At 68.8% G+C, this 18256-nt stretch carries 22 protein-coding genes; 8 read left to right on the forward strand and 14 right to left on the reverse strand.

Annotated elements, in window-relative coordinates; genetic code table 11:
• Positions 1–70: 70 nt before the first annotated feature.
• The 3 genes from sucD to RMO04_RS07715 all read right to left on the reverse strand — a co-directional run bounded on the left by sucD (position 71) and on the right by RMO04_RS07715 (position 2800).
• The gene (gene sucD / locus RMO04_RS07705) at positions 71–946 is read right to left on the reverse strand and encodes a succinate--CoA ligase subunit alpha (RefSeq protein ID WP_309644200.1); all 876 of its coding nucleotides are present in this window, start codon (positions 944–946) and stop codon (positions 71–73) included.
• Positions 946–2145, reverse strand: coding sequence for an ADP-forming succinate--CoA ligase subunit beta (gene sucC / locus RMO04_RS07710; protein ID WP_309644201.1), 1200 nt, complete (start codon positions 2143–2145; stop codon positions 946–948). Before sucC ends, sucD begins: the two co-directional genes overlap by 1 nt.
• A gap of 154 nt (positions 2146–2299) precedes the next feature.
• Positions 2300–2800: a DUF2306 domain-containing protein gene (locus RMO04_RS07715; RefSeq protein ID WP_309644202.1), complete on the reverse strand. Its 501-nt coding sequence runs from the start codon at positions 2798–2800 to the stop codon at positions 2300–2302.
• A 155-nt stretch (positions 2801–2955) separates the two neighbouring features.
• On the opposite strand from RMO04_RS07715, the gene RMO04_RS07720 reads away from it, so the two are divergent.
• A complete protein-coding gene (locus RMO04_RS07720; RefSeq protein WP_309644203.1) occupies positions 2956–3744 on the forward strand; it encodes a LytTR family DNA-binding domain-containing protein in 789 nt (262 codons plus the stop codon).
• On the opposite strand, the gene RMO04_RS07725 is transcribed toward RMO04_RS07720, so the two are convergent.
• Positions 3719–4360, reverse strand: a complete 642-nt coding sequence (locus RMO04_RS07725) for a DUF2306 domain-containing protein (RefSeq protein ID WP_309644204.1) — start codon at positions 4358–4360, stop codon at positions 3719–3721. The two genes, RMO04_RS07720 and RMO04_RS07725, sit on opposite strands and share 26 nt — an antisense overlap.
• A gap of 79 nt (positions 4361–4439) precedes the next feature.
• Positions 4440–4976, reverse strand: a complete 537-nt coding sequence (locus RMO04_RS07730) for a GNAT family N-acetyltransferase (protein ID WP_309644205.1) — start codon at positions 4974–4976, stop codon at positions 4440–4442.
• A gap of 95 nt (positions 4977–5071) precedes the next feature.
• On the opposite strand from RMO04_RS07730, the gene RMO04_RS07735 reads away from it, so the two are divergent.
• On the forward strand, positions 5072–5830 hold the full coding sequence (locus RMO04_RS07735; RefSeq protein WP_309644206.1) for a hypothetical protein: 759 nt from the start codon (positions 5072–5074) through the stop codon (positions 5828–5830).
• A gap of 3 nt (positions 5831–5833) precedes the next feature.
• On the opposite strand, the gene RMO04_RS07740 is transcribed toward RMO04_RS07735, so the two are convergent.
• Together RMO04_RS07740 and RMO04_RS07745 are read right to left on the reverse strand one after the other, a co-directional pair.
• Complete coding sequence (locus RMO04_RS07740) at positions 5834–6334, reverse strand: DUF6265 family protein (protein ID WP_309644207.1); 501 nt, start codon at positions 6332–6334, stop codon at positions 5834–5836.
• Positions 6335–6382: 48 nt separating this feature from the next.
• Positions 6383–7366 carry a malate dehydrogenase gene (locus RMO04_RS07745; protein WP_405041470.1) on the reverse strand — a complete coding sequence of 328 codons (984 nt, stop codon included), beginning with the start codon at positions 7364–7366 and terminating at the stop codon, positions 6383–6385.
• Positions 7367–7497: 131 nt separating this feature from the next.
• On the opposite strand from RMO04_RS07745, the gene RMO04_RS07750 reads away from it, so the two are divergent.
• Positions 7498–7911: an HIT domain-containing protein gene (locus RMO04_RS07750; RefSeq protein ID WP_309644209.1), complete on the forward strand. Its 414-nt coding sequence runs from the start codon at positions 7498–7500 to the stop codon at positions 7909–7911.
• On the opposite strand, the gene RMO04_RS07755 is transcribed toward RMO04_RS07750, so the two are convergent.
• Positions 7908–8612: a hypothetical protein gene (locus tag RMO04_RS07755; protein ID WP_309644210.1), complete on the reverse strand. Its 705-nt coding sequence runs from the start codon at positions 8610–8612 to the stop codon at positions 7908–7910. The genes RMO04_RS07750 and RMO04_RS07755 overlap by 4 nt on opposite strands.
• A gap of 10 nt (positions 8613–8622) precedes the next feature.
• Positions 8623–9474, reverse strand: a complete 852-nt coding sequence (locus tag RMO04_RS07760; RefSeq protein WP_309644211.1) for a CoA ester lyase — start codon at positions 9472–9474, stop codon at positions 8623–8625.
• 58 nt (positions 9475–9532) lie between these two features.
• On the opposite strand from RMO04_RS07760, the gene RMO04_RS07765 reads away from it, so the two are divergent.
• On the forward strand, positions 9533–9916 hold the full coding sequence (locus RMO04_RS07765; protein ID WP_309644212.1) for a DUF2237 domain-containing protein: 384 nt from the start codon (positions 9533–9535) through the stop codon (positions 9914–9916).
• Here the strand turns inward: RMO04_RS07765 and thpR are convergent.
• On the reverse strand, positions 9913–10449 hold the full coding sequence (thpR, locus tag RMO04_RS07770; protein WP_309644213.1) for an RNA 2',3'-cyclic phosphodiesterase: 537 nt from the start codon (positions 10447–10449) through the stop codon (positions 9913–9915). The two genes, RMO04_RS07765 and thpR, sit on opposite strands and share 4 nt — an antisense overlap.
• A 125-nt stretch (positions 10450–10574) precedes the next feature.
• On the opposite strand from thpR, the gene RMO04_RS07775 reads away from it, so the two are divergent.
• Positions 10575–11324 carry a Bax inhibitor-1/YccA family protein gene (locus RMO04_RS07775; protein ID WP_309644214.1) on the forward strand — a complete coding sequence of 250 codons (750 nt, stop codon included), beginning with the start codon at positions 10575–10577 and terminating at the stop codon, positions 11322–11324.
• A 62-nt stretch (positions 11325–11386) separates the two neighbouring features.
• On the opposite strand, the gene RMO04_RS07780 is transcribed toward RMO04_RS07775, so the two are convergent.
• The 4 genes from RMO04_RS07780 to acnA all read right to left on the reverse strand — a co-directional run bounded on the left by RMO04_RS07780 (position 11387) and on the right by acnA (position 16259).
• Entirely contained in the window at positions 11387–11719 is a 333-nt protein-coding gene (locus RMO04_RS07780; protein WP_309644221.1) for a DUF2794 domain-containing protein, read from the reverse strand.
• A gap of 340 nt (positions 11720–12059) precedes the next feature.
• Entirely contained in the window at positions 12060–12764 is a 705-nt protein-coding gene (locus RMO04_RS07785; RefSeq protein WP_309644215.1) for a DUF1223 domain-containing protein, read from the reverse strand.
• A 58-nt stretch (positions 12765–12822) separates the two neighbouring features.
• Complete coding sequence (locus RMO04_RS07790; RefSeq protein WP_309644216.1) at positions 12823–13512, reverse strand: DUF1223 domain-containing protein; 690 nt, start codon at positions 13510–13512, stop codon at positions 12823–12825.
• 56 nt (positions 13513–13568) lie between these two features.
• On the reverse strand, positions 13569–16259 hold the full coding sequence (gene acnA / locus RMO04_RS07795) for an aconitate hydratase AcnA (protein ID WP_309644217.1): 2691 nt from the start codon (positions 16257–16259) through the stop codon (positions 13569–13571).
• Positions 16260–16436: 177 nt separating this feature from the next.
• Between acnA and ccmA the strand changes: the two genes are divergently transcribed.
• The 3 genes from ccmA to RMO04_RS07810 all read left to right on the forward strand — a co-directional run.
• Positions 16437–17039, forward strand: coding sequence for a heme ABC exporter ATP-binding protein CcmA (gene ccmA / locus RMO04_RS07800; RefSeq protein WP_309644218.1), 603 nt, complete (start codon positions 16437–16439; stop codon positions 17037–17039).
• Complete coding sequence (gene ccmB, locus RMO04_RS07805; protein ID WP_309644219.1) at positions 17036–17701, forward strand: heme exporter protein CcmB; 666 nt, start codon at positions 17036–17038, stop codon at positions 17699–17701. The genes ccmA and ccmB overlap by 4 nt, the downstream gene beginning before the upstream one ends.
• Positions 17702–17763: 62 nt before the next feature.
• On the forward strand, positions 17764–18256 hold a 493-nt coding region (locus tag RMO04_RS07810), incomplete at its 3' end, for a Spy/CpxP family protein refolding chaperone (protein ID WP_309644220.1).

Consider the following 18256-nt stretch of genomic DNA (forward strand, 5'->3'; position numbering starts at 1 on the left):
CCATACAGGAATGAGGTTTGCTCGAAGGCCGTCGTCAGATCCGTCTTGTTCATGACTCAAACTCCGCCGTTTACCGCCGCAGCGCGTCGACCAGTGTCTTGCCCAGCAATGCGGGCGATTCGGAGACGGCGATCCCCGCCCGCTTCAGCGCCTCGATTTTCGATTCGGCCCCGCCCTTGCCGCCTGAAATGATGGCGCCCGCATGCCCCATGCGGCGTCCCGGCGGCGCCGTGCGCCCCGCGATGAAGCCCGCCATCGGCTTTTTCACTTTCGATTGCCGGATAAACTCCGCCGCGTCCTCCTCGGCCGAACCGCCGATCTCGCCGATCATGATGATCGACTCGGTCTCCGGGTCCTTCAGGAACATGTCGAGGATGTCGATGAATTCGGTGCCTTTGACCGGATCGCCGCCAATTCCGACAGCGGTTGTCTGTCCAAGGCCAACCTGGGTCGTCTGGAACACCGCTTCATAGGTCAGGGTGCCCGAGCGCGAGACCACGCCGACCGAGCCCTTGCGGAAAATGTTCCCCGGCATGATGCCGATCTTGCAGGCCTCCGGCGTCAGGACGCCGGGGCAGTTCGGGCCGATCAGGCGCGACTTGGAGCCCGAGAGCGCGCGCTTCACCTTGACCATGTCGCTCACCGGGATGCCCTCGGTGATGCAGATGATCAGCGGGATCTCCGCGTCGATGGCTTCCAGGATCGAGTCGGCCGCGAAGGGCGGCGGGACGTAGATCACGCTGGCGTCGGCGCCCGTTTCGCGCGCCGCCTCGCCGACGGTGTCGAACACGGGCAGGCCAATGTGGGTGGTCCCGCCCTTACCCGGCGTGACGCCGCCGACCATCTTGGTGCCGTAGGCGATGGCCTGTTCGGAGTGGAATGTGCCCTGGGCGCCGGTGATGCCCTGGCAGATGACCTTGGTGTGCTTGCCGATCAGGATGGACATTACGCACGCTCCCGAACGGCTTTGACGATCTTCTCGGCGCCGTCGCTGAGGTCGTTGGCCGCGATCACGTCGAGGCCGCTGTTGTTGATGATTTCCTTGCCCAGCTCGGCGTTGGTTCCCTCAAGGCGCACCACCAGGGGGACCTTGAGGCCGACCTGCTTCACCGCGGCGACCACGCCGTTGGCGAGGATGTCGCAGCGGGCGATGCCGCCGAAGATGTTGACCAGGATGCCCTTCACGTTCGGGTCGGCGATGATGATCTTGAACGCCGCCGTCACCTTGGCCTCGTCGGCGCCGCCGCCCACGTCCAGGAAGTTGGCGGGCTCGGCGCCGTACAGCTTGATGATGTCCATGGTCGCCATGGCCAGGCCGGCGCCATTGACCATGCAGCCGATCTCGCCGTCGAGGGCGATGTAGCTGAGGTCGAACTTGGCCGCCTCGATCTCCTTCGGATCCTCCTCGGTCTCGTCGCGCAGGGCGACGATGTCGGGGTGGCGGAACAGGGCGTTGGAGTCGAAGCTGATCTTGGCGTCCAGCACCCGCAGGTGATCGTCACCCGTGACGATCAGCGGGTTGATCTCCAGCATCGACATGTCCTTGGCCAGGAACGCGGCGTAGAGCTGGCTCAGCAGGGTCGCGGCTTCCTTGGCGAGACCGCCGGTGAGGCCCAGCGCCTTCGACAGGGTCCGCGCATGGTGCGGGAAGACGCCCGTGGCTGGGTCGATGGAGAAGGTCACGATCTTCTCGGGCGTGTCGTGCGCCACGTCCTCGATGTTCATGCCGCCTTCGGTGGAGGCCACGACCGAGACCCGGCTCGTTTCGCGATCCACCAGCAGCGACAGGTAGAATTCCTTGGCGATGTCGGCGCCTTCCTCGATGTAGAGGCGGTTCACCTGCTTGCCCTTGGGGCCTGTCTGGTGGGTCACCAGGACCCGACCCAGCATCTCCTGGGCGTTGGTCTTGACGTCGGCCGCCGACTTCACGACCCGGACCCCGCCCTTGGCGTCGTCGCCCAGGCCTTCGAACCGGCCCTTACCGCGCCCGCCGGCGTGGATCTGCGACTTCACGACGAAGACCGGTCCTCCGAGCTGCTCGGCGGCCTTGACAGCCTCCTCGACGGTGAAGGCGGCGTAGCCGCGCGGCACCGCCACGCCGAACTCGGAGAGGACGGACTTGGCTTGGTGTTCGTGGATGTTCATGGGGCCGCGAAAATGCGTGATCTGGAGGGTTCGCCCGTGCGGCGAGTGGCCGGGGTTATAGGCGCCGAGCCCCCCTGTGGCAACCGCGCCACGGGAAGAAAAGGCCCATCGCGGCAATGAATTGCCCCGTCCGGCCACCGGTGTCTTTCGCTCCTCAGGCGAAAAACACGTCCCACAGAATCCGTCCCGGGAGGAAGGCTAGGCCGCCCGCCACGAACATGCCGCCCACATACATGCCGGTCATGGCGCCGCGGTGGGCGCGGACCCTGTGCCGACGCGCAGCGTAGAGGGCCGCCGGCAAGGCGATGATCACCCACCCGGAGATGGCGTGGATGAAGCTGAGGCCACCTGGATTGACCTGCCGGATGAACAGCGAGCTCACCGCCGTGACCGCCATGGTCGCCGCCCAAGTCCACCCCAGGGTCCGGTGCGGCAGGGTTCCCTTTGGACCCAGCATCAGCACCGCGCCGATCAGGAAGGTGGCGATGGCGGCGCTCAGGTGAACCTGGATCTGCGGCGAGGCTTGGGCGATCGGGGCGAAGTCCGGCGCCCGCAGGCCCAGGGCGGGGCTGGCCGCCAGTGCGACGGCGGCGGCGAAGGCGAAGCCGGCGACGGGCGTGTGACGGCGAAGGCTGAGGTGCGAGGTGATGGGCATTTGAAGGGCTCCGTGTGGGCTCGGCCGCTTCGTGCCCCACCCACCGCACGGCCGCAGCCGGCTCTGCATGATCCGCCGCGCGGCCTACGCGGACGGCCATGTCCCGCCACTCGCGCTTCGCCAACCGCGGGGCTTCTTCTCACCGGGCCGCAATCATGGTCTCAAAGGGCATGACCGAGGGGCCGACGCCTAGACGATTCAACTGGGACACCTACGGCGACCTCAAGAGCTGGGGCCGCGGCCTCATGGTCTCGACCGCGGCCGGGACCTTCCTGGCCCTGTCCGGCGCCTTCGGCACTGATGAGATGTCGCTGCCGATGCGCTTCATCTACTGGATCGGCCTGATGGTTCTGGGCACGGTCTGGGGCGGCACGGTGGCCAACTTCGTCTTCGGCGGCGAGGCCAGGCCCGCGAACCTTCCGCTCAGGGTTCTGATCACGACCCTAGGGATCAGCGGACCGTTCACAGGCGTGGTCTGGCTGGCCAACCGCATCTTCATGGGCCAGCAGATCGGCCTGTACCAAAGCGCCTACCTGTTCCTGATCGTCGCTCTGATCTCACTGGTCATGACGGTCATCAACCTGCTGGTGGAGCGGCGCGCCCCGCCGGAGACCGAGGGCCCGGCCGCTCCGCCCCGGTTCCTGGAGCGCCTGCCCCTGAAGTTGCGCGGGGCCGAGGTCTGGGCGGTGGAGTCCGAGGACCATTACCTGCGTCTGCACACATCCAAGGGCCAGGACCTGATCCTGTTGCGCCTGGCCGACGCCGTGGCCGAGCTGGAGGGGATCGAGGGAACCCAGGTCCACCGCTCCTGGTGGGTGGCGCGCGACGCCATCGCCGACGCCAAGCGCGGCGACGGGCGCGCGACCCTGACGCTCAAGGACGGCAGCGAGGTGCCTGTCAGCCGGACCTATGCCAAGATCATCCGGGATAAGGGCTGGATCTAGGCCTTCTGCTCGCCAGGAAGACCTCCGCGGCGATCAGGTTTGGAACCCAGGCCAGGAACGAGATCGCCCTGTAGGTGTCGTCGTATCCGAACGGCGAGAGGAAGGCGAAGGGCAGGTAGGCCCGCAGGGTCACCGCCGCCAAGGTCAGGGCGAAACTGCGGATCATCCATCGCTCGTGCTCGACGAAACGCCGCGCCTTGGCGAGCCGCCAGGCCTGACCGGTCGTGAGCAACCAGGCCACGGCCAGCAGTCCGAAACCCGCCGTCGAGACCGGTCCGGTGAGGGCGCCGAAGGACAGGACCAGCCCCGCCGCGCCGGCCGCCAGACAACAGACCACATAGGCCGTTCCGATCCGCCGATGCAGCCGAGGCCGGCCGCGCCGCAGGGCGGGGATGAACTGGAACGGGCCCAGGATCAGCGCCGTGGCCGCGAAGCCCGCGTGCAGGGTCAGGACGCCGTACTTGGTGAAGCGGTTGGCCAGGATATCCGGGGCCAGGCCCAGGCCGCCGGGAACCAAATAGCGGTATGACATCAGCCCGATGAGGACCGAGAAGATCAGGACGACCCAGAGCCCGAGCCCCATCGTCCCGCCCGGTGTCCGCGCCGCATCCGTCATGTCCCGCCCCCGGTCTTGACCCACGCGCATAGGAAAGCGCGTTTTCGCCGACCTGGCGCGGATCAAATTCGCATGCCGGCTATGCGCGGCGGGCGCGCCACTGGTCGCGGGTCTGGCCCCAGACGTCGACGGTGTCGTTCAGCGGCGGCGGCAGGAGCGCCTGGCGCAGGATCGTCGAACCTAACCGCCGCGCCACGTTCTGGGAATTGACGTTGCCGGGGTCGATGTTGTGGATCACCTTGGTCCAGCCCAGGTGGTCGAAGGCCCAGTCGATGGCGGCAGCGGCGCCCTCCGGCGCATAGCCCTTGCCCCAGTGCGCGCGCGCGATCCCCCAGCCGACTTCGGTCCCGGGCCAGCCGTCAGGCTTCCACGGTCCGAGCCGTCCGACCCAGTCGCCGCTGACCTTCTCCACCACCGAGAACATGGAAAAGCCATTCACGGTCCAGGCCCCGGTCATGGTGCACATGCCGCGCCAGGCCACCGGACGCGGTTGGGCGCCGCCCAGATAGCGGGCGGCCTCTTCGTCCCCGGCGAAGTCAGCCCACGCCCCGAAGTCCTCGGCGATGGGCGGCCGCAGGATCAGCCGTTCGGTCTCGAGGGTCGGGCCCAGGCTCATGGCGGCGCTCTCCAAGTGAGGTCGATGGCGAATAGCCGCCGTGAGCCCGCGCCGCAATCGGCGGTTCAGGCGCCATTCAGCCACCCGATGCGTTGATGGCGGGGACGAACCTGGACCCGCACATGACCTTCGATCCCTGGGAAGAAGCGCCCCTGACCCTGGAGCGCGACGAGCCCCCGCCGGCCGAGCGGCCGAAACTGAACCGCAACGCCCTGATCGGCGGGATCGCCATCGCCTGCGTGTTGGGGTTGGGCCTTGGCCTCGCCGCCAAGCCCGAGCTGATCGGCCGGGGCGAAAAGCCCGCACCGATGCAGCCCCGCCCGGCGACCGCCGGAGGACAGATCGACGTGGTGATGGCCGAGCCGGCGGCTGCGCCGGTCATCCCCGACCGCCCGCCGCTGGAGACGATGTCGCAGGAGCTGATCGAGGCCGCGCCACAGCCGCAGCCCGCTCCGCCGCGGGTGCGGCCAAGACCCGCGCCCCGGCCCGAGCCCGAGGCCGAGACAGCCCAGGTGCCTGACGCCCTGCAATCGGCGATCGACGCCAGCGTCCGCGCGCCCGACCCCGTCGGCGTCGCGCGGCCTAGCTTCGACTGCCGCCGCGCCCGTTCGCCCGCCGAGGAGATGGTCTGCGATATCCCCGCCCTGGCGGCGGCCGACCGGCAACTGGCGCGGGCCTTCCAGAGGGCCCTGCGAGCCGGAGCGCCCTATGACGAGCTGCGCAGCGAGCAGGACGACTGGCTGGAGATCCGCGAGGACGCGGCGCGGCGCTCGCCCCGCGCCGTGGCGGCGATCTACGACCAGCGGATCGAGGAGCTGAACGCCATGGCCGACGATCCCGGCCGCCGCTGGTAGGCCCTAGGGCCTCACCCGGCGATAGGTCTGCACCAGGTCGCGGGCGGCGCCGCGCTCCGTCATGCGCAGGGTGATCACCAGGCCGTCCTCGCCTTGGCGGACCAGGCTCATGCCCTTGAAGACCAGCCTGCCGGGCGCGGCCTCGACGAAGGCGAACTCGGTCGACTGGTCGCGGTCCTCGCGGGTGACGAAGGTCGGCTCCACGTGTTTGACGCGAAAGCGCAGGCCGTCGTCGTGCTCGTCGATCAGCATGATCAGGTAGAAGACCGGCTTGCCGCCCATCGACAGCGCGAATTGGCCCAGCATCTGACCGCCCACCGGGATCGACCAGCTTTCCTGCACCCGGCCGCCCATGCCCTCCCCGTCCCAGGACCCCGCCAGCCAGGCGGCGTCGGCGATGGTGGCGCGAGGCTGGGCGAGACTTGGCGTGGCCACGGCCAGACAGAGAAAGACCGGCGCCGCGAAACGCACGCCGGTCTTCAATATCTTCGAGAACAGGGTCATGGCGGCCTCCCGATCCGAGCCTAGGCCCGGATCGGGATCGCGGGAAGCTTAGCCCAGCATGTCCTTGACGGTCTCGCGCTCGCCGACCAGTTCGTCATTGGTCAGCGCGATCTTGCTCTTGGCGAAGTCGTCCATCTCATAGGTGGTGATGACCTCATAGGCGCCCGGCGCGGTGGTCTTCACCGGCATGCCGGCCCAGACGCCGTCGGCGAAGCCGTAGCGCCCCTGGCTCTCGACGGCGACCGAGTGGATCGCGCCGACCGTGCTCAGGTCGCGGACGTGGTCGATCAGGGCGTTGGCGGCCGAGGCGGCCGACGACAGGCCGCGGGCCTCGATGATCGCCGCGCCACGCTTGCCGACCGTGGGCAAGTACTCGTTCTTCAGCCAGGCCTCGTCGCCGATGACCGAGGCCGCGTCCTTGCCGCCGATCTTGGCGTGGGTGAAGTCGGCGAACATGGTCGGGCTGTGGTTGCCGTAGATGTAGAGGTCGCTGACGTCGTTGATCGACACGCCGGCCTTCTTGGCGAGCTGGGCGCGGCCGCGATTCTCGTCCAGGCGGACCATGGCGGTGAAGCGGTCCTTCGGCAGACGCTTGGCCTGGCTGGCGGCGATCATGACGTTGGTGTTGCAGGGGTTGCCCACCACCGCGACGCGGGCGTCGTCGGCGGCCACGGCGTCGATGGCCTGGCCCTGGGCGATGAAGATCTTGCCGTTGTCCTTCAGCAGGTCGGCGCGTTCCATGCCCGGACCGCGCGGCTTGGAGCCGACCAGCAGGGCCCAGTTCACGTCCTTGAAGGCGACATTGGCGTCACCGGTCAGGATCATGTCCTGCAGCAGCGGGAAGGCGCAGTCCTCCAGCTCCATGGCCACGCCCTTCAGCGCCTTCTGCGGGCCCTCGACCGGGATTTCCAGCAGTTGAAGAATGATCGGCTGGTCCTTGCCCAGCATTTCGCCCGAGGCGATGCGGAAGAGGAGGGCGTAACCGATATTGCCGGCGGCGCCCGTGACCGCGACGCGGATCGGCTTCTTCATGGTCATGGAAATTCCCATTCGTTGCAGTGCGAAATTCGCGGGCGGTCTAGACCCCACGGAGCCGGGCGGCAAGGCCAAGTGACAGGCGAGGCCCACGCGGCTACCAACGGAGCGGCAGGACGCGTGGGAGCTTGGCGATGTTTCAGGTGGATGCCGCGTTCCTCGCCACGTCCTACGCGCTGGGCGACCTGGCGCTCAGTCAGGCCCGATTGCAGGACGACGCCCGCTATCCCTGGATCGTCCTGATCCCCCGCGTCGCCGGGGCGCGGGAGCTAGAGGACCTGTCGCCCGCTGACCTGGCGACGCTCACCGACGAGATCCTGGCGGCCGGTCGCGCCGTCCGCGCCCTGGGTCTCCAGGTCGACAAGCTCAATGTCGCCGCCCTGGGCAATGTCACCCCGCAACTGCATGTCCACGTGGTGGGTCGACGGGTGAACGATTCAGCCTGGCCCGGCCCGGTCTGGGGTCACAGTCCGGCGAAAGCCTACGAGCCCGAGGCCCTGGCTGGGACGCTCGCGGCGGCGAGGGCCGCGCTTGGCCTCTAGTCCCGTCGCAGGATGACGCTGCGCCGCTCGCCGGCTTCTTCCAGATAGCCGGACCAACTCCCGTCGCCGGTCTGGTTGAGTTGTAGCGTCGCCACGCCCACCCCCGGTCGCGGATAGAAGCTCACCGCCAGCTCGCCGCCATTGCGCTGGATCAGCGCCAGGAAGCCGGACGAGTCGGTCGCACCGCGACGGCGCGGGTCGCGCCAGGCGCCCTCCAATGTTCCCAGCCCGGTGTCGACCAGTTGCAGGGTGTAGAGGGCGACGCCCGCGCCGCGCAGCGTCCATGCGCCGTCGAGCGGCCCTTGCAGGCCCTGCGCCGAGGCGAAGGACGAGCGCATCCTGGCCTCATAGCTGAGGTCCACCGTGCTGGGCGGCGCCTCGGGCGAACGGCCGGTCTCGTCCACGTGGGTCGGCGCGCTGAGCCCGGGCGGCTGAGGCGGGGGCATATAGACCTGAGGGGGCCTGGGCGCAGGCGGCGCAGGCGCAGGTATCGGACCCGGAACAGGCGTGACGGCGGGTTCCGCGGCGACGGCGTCGGCGGTTTCGGGATCGGCGGCGGGCGCGGTGGCCAGTGGCGGAGGGTCCGCCGAGGGCTGTTCCAACAGGGCGGCGATAGGATCGGCTTCCTGGGCGGCCACAGGCGCGGCCAGGGCCAGCACGAGGGCCAGGACGGCGTTCCGGATCGGGGTTCTCAGTCTCAAAACCGACATCTCACGCCGCGGCGATGGCGTCCGCGACAGCGATCAGACGCCGCGCCTCGTCCAGATGCAACCGCTCCACCATTCGCCCCTCGACCCGGATCACGCCCTTGGGCGCATTTTCCGGCAGATCGAAGGCCGCCACCACGGTCCGCGACCAGACCACCTCGTCCGCCGCCGGACCGAACGCCCGGTTGGCCGCCTCGATCTGGCGCGGGTGGATCAGGGTCTTGCCGTCGAAGCCAAAGGCCGCCCCCTGGTCGCACTGGGCCGCGAGGCCCGCATCGTCCTCAATGCCGTTGAACACCCCGTCCAGCACCACCAGTCGCTCAGCGCGGGCGGCCGCCACGGTCAGGGACAGCGCGGCGTTGAGCGGCGCGCGCGCCACGTCCAGGCGGCAACGCATCTCCTTGGCCAGGTCGTTGGTCCCGACCACCAAGGCCGCCAGGCGTCCGCCGGCCGCCGCGATCGCAGGCAGGGCGAAGATCGCCGCGCAGGTCTCGATCATCACCCAGAGCGCGGTGTCGCCGGACAGCGCCTCGCCATAGGCCGCCACGTCGGCCGGTGACGACACCTTGGGCGCCAGGATGGCGTCGGGCTTCACGGCGGCGGCCGCCTCCAGGTCGGCGTGGCCCCAGGGGGTGTCCAGCCCGTTGACCCGGATCACCACCTCGCGTCGACCGAAGCCGCCGGCCCTGACCGCCTCGACCGCCTGGGTCCGCGCCAGGTCCTTGGCCTCCGGCGCGACGGCGTCTTCCAGGTCCAGGATCACCACATCGCAGGCCAGGTCGCGGGCCTTCTCGATGGCGCGCTGGTTCGCGGCCGGCATGTAGAGGGCGCTGCGGCGCGGTCTGGCCAAGCTCACGCGTTCGGCTCCATGCTTCCGATGGCTAAGGCCCCTTCTTAGGGGTTAGGATGGGCCCATGACCATCCGCTACGACGAAGGCGCCAGGAACGTGCTGGGCGGCGAGCTCGCTTCCTGCTCATTGAACCCCGTGACCGGCTTCTTCCGCAACGGCTGCTGCGAGACCGGGCCTCACGACACCGGCATGCACACGGTCTGCGCGGTGATGACCGCCGAGTTCCTGGCCTTCTCCAAGCGCATGGGCAACGACCTCTCGACCCCAATGCCGGACTACGGCTTCGCGGGCCTCAAGCCCGGCGACCGCTGGTGCCTCTGCGCGCCGCGCTGGAAGGAGGCGCTGGACGCGGGCATGGCGCCTCGACTGATCCTTGAGGCCACCCACGAGGAGACCCTGGCCATCGTCACGCTGGGAGTCCTGAAGGACCACGCCGTCGAGGCCTAGGTCAGCGGATACTCCCGCTCCAGGCGGTAGCGGGAGCCCTCATCGGTCCGCCAGCTTGAGTAAAGACCGAAGCTCGTCGCCCGGAAGGAAGGCGCCTTGAGCAGATCGTTATCCGCCAGCCAGGCCGCCACGTCGCTTGGGTTGGGCCGGCGCAGATAGGCCATCGTGACGTGGGGCGTGTAGACCCGCCCGTCCGGCCTCAGACCAGCGCGCCGCGCGGCGGTCTCGCAACGCCTGGCCAGATGACGAAGCGCAGGATCCTCGGCGACCCCGGCCCAGACCGCATGGATGTCCGCGCCCTCATCGAAGGCGCCGACCCCTTCAAGCTCAAGAGCCAGCGGCGCGCCGGTCACCATGGCGAGCTCGGCGTCCAGGTCGGCGGCGACGTCCTCCGCCACGTCGCCGAAGAACCGCAGGGTAATGTGGAACGCCTCGACCGGCCGCCAGCGCGCCCCGGCCAGGCCGTCCTGGCGGGCGGCCAACACCGCGCCGATGTCGGCGGGCACGGACAGGGCGGCGAACAGGCGGATCATCTATTTTGGCTCGGTGACGGGCGGCTGACGCAATCGTAATCTGGGAAACCTTGCGTAGAACCCCCTGGGACACGATATTCGGCAGTGCGCCCGCTTGGGGCGTTTCGAAAAGGGCTTTGTCTCTAATGAGCGACTTCAACCACGGCGCTGCTCGCACGATCCCGGTGGATCGCGCCGACATGTCGGTGGATGCGGGCCTGCGCACCTTCATGCTCGGCGTCTACAACAAGGTTGCCCTGGGCCTGCTCGTTTCGGCCGGCCTGGCCTTCCTGACCGGCAGCTTCGCGCCGGTGCGCGACCTGATGTTCACGGTCTCGGCCGATGGCCGACCCGGCTACACCCTGCTCGGCATGGTCGTGGCGTTCTCGCCCCTGGCCGTGATGCTGTTCGGCATGTTCGCGATGAAGAACGCGACGCCCAAGTCGTCGGGCATCTTCTACTGGACCATCGTCGGCCTGATCGGCGCTGGCCTGGGCGTGTTGAGCCTGCGCTACACCGGCACCTCGATCTTCTCGACCTTCCTGATCACCTCGGCGGCCTTCGGCGGTCTGTCGTTGTTCGGCTACACCACCAAGAAGGATCTGACCGGTTTCGGCAGCTTCCTGATCATCGGCCTGATCGGCCTGGTGATCGCCAGCCTGGTCAACATGTTCCTGCAGAACTCGGCGATGAGCTTCATCATCAGCGTCGTGGGCGTGCTGATCTTCGCGGGCCTGATCGCCTACGACACCCAGCGCCTGAAGATGAGCTATTACGAGATGGGCGGGAACGAAGCCGCCATGGGCGTGGCCACCAACTACGGCGCGCTCAGCCTCTATCTCAACTTCATCAACCTGTTCCAGTTCCTGCTCAGCATCTTCGGCGATCGCCGCTAGGTCCGAGCCTGAACCGACCTATCGAAGCCCCGGCGGGAAACCGCCGGGGTTTTTCTTTGGGCTCAGTCCACCACCTTGAAGCGGCCCTTGTCGAAGAAGCGCAGCACCTGGTCCAACTCGTGACCCCGGCGCAGGATCAGCCCGCCCTGGCCGATGATCGCCCAGGCGCCCTGTTTGCGCGCCAGGGCCGGACGTTTCTCGATTCGGTAGAGCGGCGCCTCGGAGGTGCGGCGGAAAATGGAGAACACGCAGGTCTCGCCCGTGGCGCCGATGCCGTAGTCACGCCACTCACCGGCGGCCACCATGCGGCCATAGAGCGAGAGGATGCGCCCCAATTCGTGGCGGTCGAAAAAGACCTGCGCGCGGGAGGCCTGCTGGGACGGATCGAAGACCATCGAGGCGAAGGGTAACCCCAATTCGCGGCGCCCGACAATCGGCCAGACGGCGCCGGCGCACAACGCGCCTCCATCAATCTAAAACAACCGTAACCTTGCGCCTTGGAATGACCTTATTTCGGTCCAGCGCCCGCCTGATCGCCCCTCGATAGTCCTAATCGTCGGTTGGCCGGAACCTGTTGGTCCCGGATCCTGAACAGCCCCCCCAGCCCCCCTGGATCGAGGGCTTCGGTCAGCCGATACATCCAGACCCTCCAGTCTGGACCACAAGACCAAAGGCCCGCGCGGGATGCCCCCCACCTGCGCGGGCCTCTTCATGTCCGGGCCACGGCGTGGGTGTCTAGTTCGGGGCGTCACGCATCGCCACGCCCAGGATGCGCCCGCCGTCGGGGCTCTGAACGAGCACAGCCGTGGCGAGACCCTCTTCAGTCGGCGGCGGCAAGCGATAGGCGGTCGGCCGGCCGCGCCAACTTCCCAGCCGCTTGATCTCGCGCACCACGTTCTTGTGGGCCACCGTCTGGCCCCGGTTGTCGCCCTTACGGACCACCACATCCTGGTCGCGCGGATCGTAGCGCACCAGCCAGACGTCGGCGCCGCCGCGGGGCGCGGCGCCCGACCCCACGTCCACCCGTCTCGGGCCGATGAAGGCCATGTCGGGCGGATTGCGCGGGCCACCCGCCGCGGTGGTCAGCAGCTTGTCGACCTTGTCGGTCTGCAGGCCGCCGGCCTGGGCGCGGCCGTCCACCACCACCTGGGGCGTATAGGATTCGCGCAGGGCCAGCCGCGTGACATAGGCCTTCTGCCGGTCGGAGAACTCAGGCTTGGCGAAGGTGTCGGCCCAGCCGAGATAGTCCCAGTAGTCGACGGGGAAGGTCAGGGCCAGGACGCCGGGGCGTTCGGACAGCTTGCCCACATAGCTGTTGGCTTCGCCACAGGAGGCGCAGCCCTGGGCGGTGAACAGCTCGACCACCACGGGCGGCTTGGCGGCCACGGCCATGCCGGGGGTCGCGAACAGGGTCAGGCACAAAAGCGCGGCGGTACGCATCGAGGCGCACTTAACCGAACTTCGTTGCGCTTCTGTTTTCAACAACCCGTGAGGAGGATCAGCCTGCGGCCTTCGCCGCGAGAATAGCGCCGCCGTTGGGGGCCTGGACCAGCACCACCGTGCGTAACCCCGATGCGGATGACGGGGCCTTGAAGGCGGCCTCCGATCCGGTCCAACGGCCGAGGCGGCGCAGGTCTCGAACCACGTTCCTGTGCGGCAGGGTCTTGCCGGTGTTCTCGCCGCGCTTAACCGGGATTTGGACGATGCGGGGGTCGTAGGACACCAGCCAGACGTCGGCGCCGCCAGTTGGCGCCTTGCCCGCGCCGACCCGAACCAGGCCGGGCGACAGGGCGATGTCGGTCGCGGCCGGAGCCCGGCGCGCGACGATCAGCTTGTCGATCTTGGCCGCGGTGTTTCCGACCGTGTCGGCGGCGCCGTTGACCACCACCTGCGGCGTATACGGCCCAGAGCGACCGAGCGCCTTGGCGTAGGCGCGTTGCCGCTCGGTGTAGTCGGCTCGCGCGAAGGTGTCCTTCCAGCCCAGATAGTCCCAGTAGGTGACGCCGAACGACAGGGCGATCACGCCTGGCCGGTCCGCGAGCTTGCCCACCGCCTCATTGGCCGGCGGACAGGACGAGCAGCCCTGGCTGGTGAAGAGTTCGACGACGATCGGCTGTGAGGGCGCCGCGGCGGCCGGGAGGGCGGCGGCGGCGAAGAGGGCGACGGCGATCGCGCGGAGCTTGGGCATGATCGCGATACGAGCCCGCCCCCCCGCTTGGATGCGCGAGGGGGCGGGGCCGGTTATCAGGCGGCCGAGCGGGCCAGGTTGCGGAGCACGTAGTTCAGCACCCCGCCGTTCTTGAAGTATTCCAGCTCGGTGGGCGTATCGATGCGGCAGCGGACCGGGAAGCGGGCGATGCGGCCGTCCGACGGACGATACATCTCCACCGTCAGCTGCTTGCGGGGCGAAAGCTCCGTCAGGCCGCGGATGGTGACGATCTCCTCGCCGGTCAGGTTCAGCTTCTGCCAACCTTCCTGGGTGAACTGCAGGGGCAGGACGCCCATGCCGACCAGGTTCGAGCGGTGGATGCGCTCGAAGCTCTCGGCGATCACCGCGCGGACGCCCAGGAGCTTGGTGCCCTTGGCCGCCCAGTCGCGCGACGAGCCGGTGCCGTATTCCTTGCCCGCGAACACCACCGCCGGACGACCTTCCGACTGATAGCGCATGGCCGCGTCGTAGATCGACATGATGTCGCCCGACGGGAAGTGCTTGGTCACGCCGCCTTCGATGTCGGACGTGATCTTGTTGCGGATCCGGATGTTGGCGAAGGTGCCGCGCATCATGATCTCGTGGTTGCCGCGACGCGCGCCGTAAGAGTTGTACTCGGTGGCGGGCACCTGGCGCTCACGCAGATAGACACCGGCGGGCGAGGTCGCCTTGATGTTGCCGGCCGGGCTGATGTGGTCGGTGGTGATCGAGTCGCCGAACACCCCCAGCACCCGGGCCTCGACGATGTCGACCACCGGGGTGGGCTCCATCTTCAGGTCCTGGAAGTAGGGCGGGTTCTGGACGTAGGTCGAGCCCATGTCCCAGGCGTAGGTCTGGCCGCCGGCCACCTTGATGCCCTGCCAGTTCTTGTCGCCCTTGAAGACGTCGGCGTAGCGGGTGGCGAACATCTTCTGGGTGACGTGCTTGCGCTGCAGGACGGCGATCTCTTCCGAGGTCGGCCAGATGTCCTTCAGGAACACCGGCTTGCCGTCCTTGCCCTCGCCGAGGGACTCGGTGGCCAGATCGATCTTCATCGAGCCGGCCAGGGCGTAGGCGACCACCAGGGGCGGGCTGGCCAGGTAGTTGGCGCGCACGTCCTGGTTCACGCGGCCTTCGAAGTTGCGGTTGCCCGACAGCACGGAGCAGGCGACGAGGTCGCCGGCGGTGATGGCCTCCGAGATGGCTTCCGGCAGCGGGCCGGAGTTGCCGATGCAGGTGGTGCAGCCGTAGCCCACCAGGTTGAAGCCCAGGGCGTCCAGCGACTTGGTCAGGCCGGCGGCCTTCAGATAGTCGGTGACCACCTGAGATCCGGGAGCCAGCGAGGTCTTCACCCAGGGCTTCACCTTCAGGCCCTTTTCGACGGCCTTCTTGGCCACCAGGCCCGCGGCGATCAGCACCGAGGGGTTGGAGGTGTTGGTGCAGGAGGTGATGGCGGCGATCACGACGTCGCCGTGACCGACGTCGAACTTTTCGCCGGCGACCGGAAAACGAAGCTCAGGCGCCTCGCCCTTGCCGAAGTCCTTGGTCAGAGCCTGGGCGAACTCGGCGGCGGCGTCGGAGAGCAGCACGCGGTCCTGAGGGCGCTTCGGACCGGCAAGCGACGGCAGGACTTCGGAGAGGTCCAGTTCCAGGGTGTCGGTGAAGACCGGGTCGGCGTCGCCCGGCTCGATCCACATGCCCTGCTCCTTGGCGTAGGCCTCGACCAGGTCGGCGCGGTGGGCCTCACGGCCGGTGGCGCGCAGGTAGTCGATGGTGGCCTTGGTCACCGGGAAGAAGCCGCAGGTGGCGCCGTATTCCGGAGCCATGTTGGCGATCGTCGCCTGGTCTTCCAGGGTCAGGCCGGCGAGGCCCGGGCCGAAGAATTCGACGAACTTGCCGACCACGCCCTTCTTGCGCAGCATCTGGGTGACGGTGAGCACCAGGTCGGTGGCTGTCGCGCCTTCCGGCATGGCGCCCGACAGCTTGAAGCCAATGACCTCGGGGATCAGCATCGGGATGGGTTGGCCCAGCATCGCGGCCTCGGCCTCGATACCGCCCACGCCCCAGCCCAGCACGGCCAGGCCATTGACCATGGTGGTGTGGCTGTCGGTGCCGACCACGGTGTCGGGATAGGCGACTTCGGCGCCGTCCTCGTCGCCCAGCCAGACGGTCTGGGCGAGGTACTCCAGGTTCACCTGGTGGCAGATCCCGGTGCCGGGGGGCACAACGCGGAAATTGTTGAAGGCCGAGGAGCCCCAGCGCAGGAAGCGGTAGCGTTCAATATTGCGCTCGTACTCGCGCTCGACGTTCGAACCGAACGCCTTGGCGGTGCCGAAATAGTCGACCATCACCGAGTGGTCGATGACCAGGTCGACGGGGTTCAGCGGATTGATCTTCTCCGGGTCGGCGCCCAGGCTGGTCATGGCGTCGCGCATGGCGGCCAGGTCGACCACGGCGGGAACGCCGGTGAAGTCCTGCATCAGCACGCGGGCCGGACGGAAGCTGATCTCGTGTTCGACCGAGCCCTTGTTCACCAGCCAGGCGGCCAGGGCCTTCAGGTCGTCGGGAGCGACGGTCTTGCCGTCTTCGTTGCGCAGCAGGTTTTCCAGCAGCACCTTCATGGAGACGGGGAGGCGCGAGATGCCCGAAAGACCGGCTTCCTCGGCGGCGCGAAGGCTGTAGTAGACGTAGGACTTACCGCCCACCGCGAGCTCGCGGCGGCTATTCAAACTGTTGGCTGACGCCATTTCAAGGATCCTTCCTCTGTTCGCGGCCGCTCAACGTCCAACCCGGGGATCGCGCGCTTTTGGAGGCGGACACACAGCGTTCGCTCCAGCGCCGCGTACGCCCCCCAGGATGGCGACGGCCGCGCGCGTCATAACCTCTGGCGTCCGCCCCGTCCATGCACGGGAACCCGGGTTGCGATGATCTGCGCGCTCACCATCCAGAACCTGGCCTTGAGACGCGGCGGGCGCCTGCTGTTCCAGGGGCTGGACCTTAGCCTGAAGGCGGGCGAGGCCGCGGCGCTCACCGGGCGCAACGGCGCGGGTAAGACCAGCCTGTTGCGGGCCGTGGCGGGGTTTGTCGGTCCGGAGACCGGCAGCATCGCCTTCGGCGACCTGGACCCGTCCGAGGCCCGCAGCGAACACATCCACTTCGCCGGACACCACGATGGCCAGAAGCCCGCCCGCACGGTGCGCGAGGAGCTCGACTTCTGGACCCTGTGGACCGGCGGAACCGCAGAATCGGCGCGCCTGGCCCTCGAGGCGCTTGAGCTCGGATCGCTGCTCGGCCTGGAGGTCCGCCGGCTGTCGGCCGGCCAACGGCGCCGGCTGGCCTTCGCCCGTTTGCTGGCCGCCCCGCGCGGCCTATGGCTGCTGGACGAACCGCTGAGCCCGCTGGACGCCGACTGGAGGGCCCGGTTCGCCGCCATGATGGCCGAGCACTTGGCCAAGGGTGGGATGATCGTCGCCGCCGTTCACGACCCGCTGCCGATCCCGGCCACGATCGTCGAGGTCGCGGCATGAGCCGGGCCTGGGCGTTGCTGGCGCGCGAGAGCGCCCTGGCCTGGGGACGGGGCGGCGGGCCGCTGGTCTCCGTGGGGTTCTACGCCGGGGTCGCGACGCTGCTGCCCCTCGCCATCGGCCCGGAGTCCGCGCGGCTGGCGGCGGTTGCGCCCGGCGCGGCCTGGGTGGCCCTCGCGCTGGCCGCGCTGCTCTCGCTGGATCGGCTGTTCGAGCGCGACTTCGAGGACGGGGCGTTGGATCTGCTGGTCCTGTCGCCGATTCCCCTGGAGATCGTCTGCGCCATCAAGTGCCTGGGCCAGTGGATCGCCACCGCCGCGCCGCTGGCCCTGGCCGCCCCGGTCGCCGCCATCGCGCTGGGCGCCGAGCCTCGCCTGGCGCCGTTGATCTGCGCCTGCGCCTTGATCGGCGGCCTGGCCTTTTCCTTTGTCGGCGGGATCGGCGCGGCGCTCAGCCTTGGCGCCCGGCGAGGAGGCCTGCTCACCGCCGTGATCGTCCTGCCGCTGTTCGTTCCGCCGGTGATCTTCGGCGGCGGAGCGCTGGACGCCCTGGCCGGCGGCCTGCCCTGGACCTCCGGATTCCTCCTGCTCGCGGCCTACGCCGCGGGCGCGGTGGCGCTGGGACCCATCGCCATGGCGGCGGCCTGCCGCAACGCATTGTCCTAGCGACGGACTCCACGGCCAAGCCCGTTCAAGTCTGCAAGGGGCGTGAACTGGAGTTGCAACCTATGAAATTCGGAAAGCTCGCGCCGCTGGCGCTCGGCGGTCTTGTCCTCGCGGGCGGCTTCGCGACGGCAAGCCTCGCCCAACAGCCCCCTGCGCCGGCCACGGCCATGCGCGAGGGCCCCGACGGCCGTCATGGCGGCATGCGCCACGCCGATCCGGCCGAACGCGCGGCCAAGCGCGCCGAGCACCTGCGCGCCGCCCTGCAGCTTCGTCCCGACCAGGAGCCGGCCCTGACGGCCTTCCTCGCGGCGCGCAAGCCGACGGCCGGCGCGCGCGAAGAGCGCCGCGAAGGCCGCGAGGAGATGGCCAAGATGACCACGCCTCAGCGGCTCGACGCCCAGAAGGCGCGGATGGCGCAGCACCAGGCGCGATTCGAACAGCACGCCGCGGCCACCAAGCGCTTCTACGCCCAGCTCTCGCCGACCCAGCAGAAGGCCTTCGACGCCATGGGTCCCCGTGGCGTCGGCAAGGGCATGCGCGGCCATGGCGGCGGCC

This window comes from Phenylobacterium sp., assembly GCF_031412415.1.
Classification (GTDB): Bacteria; Pseudomonadota; Alphaproteobacteria; order Caulobacterales; family Caulobacteraceae; genus Phenylobacterium.

What these genes read in the sequence shown, in the direction of transcription:
- thpR (WP_309644213.1), bottom strand. Translation starts at nt 10,449, where the DNA reads ATGATCCGCCTGTTCGCCGCCCTGTCCGTGCCCGCCGACATCGGCGCG.
- RMO04_RS07730 (WP_309644205.1), bottom strand. Translation starts at nt 4,976, where the DNA reads ATGAGCCTGGGCCCGACCCTCGAGACCGAACGGCTGATCCTGCGGCCG.
- acnA (WP_309644217.1), bottom strand. Translation starts at nt 16,259, where the DNA reads ATGGCGTCAGCCAACAGTTTGAATAGCCGCCGCGAGCTCGCGGTGGGC.
- RMO04_RS07715 (WP_309644202.1), bottom strand. Translation starts at nt 2,800, where the DNA reads ATGCCCATCACCTCGCACCTCAGCCTTCGCCGTCACACGCCCGTCGCC.
- RMO04_RS07720 (WP_309644203.1), top strand. Translation starts at nt 2,956, where the DNA reads ATGGTCTCAAAGGGCATGACCGAGGGGCCGACGCCTAGACGATTCAAC.
- RMO04_RS07765 (WP_309644212.1), top strand. Translation starts at nt 9,533, where the DNA reads ATGACCATCCGCTACGACGAAGGCGCCAGGAACGTGCTGGGCGGCGAG.
- ccmA (WP_309644218.1), top strand. Translation starts at nt 16,437, where the DNA reads ATGATCTGCGCGCTCACCATCCAGAACCTGGCCTTGAGACGCGGCGGG.
- RMO04_RS07740 (WP_309644207.1), bottom strand. Translation starts at nt 6,334, where the DNA reads ATGACCCTGTTCTCGAAGATATTGAAGACCGGCGTGCGTTTCGCGGCG.
- sucC (WP_309644201.1), bottom strand. Translation starts at nt 2,145, where the DNA reads ATGAACATCCACGAACACCAAGCCAAGTCCGTCCTCTCCGAGTTCGGC.
- RMO04_RS07775 (WP_309644214.1), top strand. Translation starts at nt 10,575, where the DNA reads ATGAGCGACTTCAACCACGGCGCTGCTCGCACGATCCCGGTGGATCGC.
- RMO04_RS07745 (WP_405041470.1), bottom strand. Translation starts at nt 7,366, where the DNA reads ATGAAGAAGCCGATCCGCGTCGCGGTCACGGGCGCCGCCGGCAATATC.
- RMO04_RS07735 (WP_309644206.1), top strand. Translation starts at nt 5,072, where the DNA reads ATGGCGGGGACGAACCTGGACCCGCACATGACCTTCGATCCCTGGGAA.
- RMO04_RS07725 (WP_309644204.1), bottom strand. Translation starts at nt 4,360, where the DNA reads ATGACGGATGCGGCGCGGACACCGGGCGGGACGATGGGGCTCGGGCTC.
- RMO04_RS07785 (WP_309644215.1), bottom strand. Translation starts at nt 12,764, where the DNA reads ATGCGTACCGCCGCGCTTTTGTGCCTGACCCTGTTCGCGACCCCCGGC.
- sucD (WP_309644200.1), bottom strand. Translation starts at nt 946, where the DNA reads ATGTCCATCCTGATCGGCAAGCACACCAAGGTCATCTGCCAGGGCATC.
- RMO04_RS07780 (WP_309644221.1), bottom strand. Translation starts at nt 11,719, where the DNA reads ATGGTCTTCGATCCGTCCCAGCAGGCCTCCCGCGCGCAGGTCTTTTTC.
- ccmB (WP_309644219.1), top strand. Translation starts at nt 17,036, where the DNA reads ATGAGCCGGGCCTGGGCGTTGCTGGCGCGCGAGAGCGCCCTGGCCTGG.
- RMO04_RS07790 (WP_309644216.1), bottom strand. Translation starts at nt 13,512, where the DNA reads ATGCCCAAGCTCCGCGCGATCGCCGTCGCCCTCTTCGCCGCCGCCGCC.